General features: G+C 56.2%; 1 protein-coding gene. It reads left to right on the forward strand.

The window, feature by feature from the left end:
- The coding region (locus K5R16_RS22355) for a cadherin-like domain-containing protein (RefSeq protein ID WP_220740628.1) at positions 1-336 on the forward strand (336 nt) is incomplete at both ends.

A 336-nucleotide genomic window follows, 5' to 3' on the forward strand; every position in this document is an offset into this window, starting at 1 on the left:
AGTACACCTTTACCCCTGCCGCCAACTATAACGGCAGCGTGCCGGTGATCACTTACACCTTAACCGATGGCTCGGGCGCGACAGATACCTCGACCCTGACCTTGACCGTCACCCCGGTGAACGATGATTTCAGCGATGATAATGAAACTCGCAGCATCGTCGAGGACAGCCCGGAAGTGAGCGGCAATGTGATTGATGGCAGCAGTGTTGATGGCGATCTCAGTATCACCACCTTCACCATTGCCGGCGACAACACCGTCTATAATGCCGATGGCAGTGACGTCACCCTCAACGGTGTCGGCACCTTTAGCCTGGGCAGCGATGGCCAGTACACCT

The organism is Shewanella sp. c952 (genome assembly GCF_019654975.1).
Lineage (GTDB): Bacteria > Pseudomonadota > Gammaproteobacteria > Enterobacterales > Shewanellaceae > Shewanella.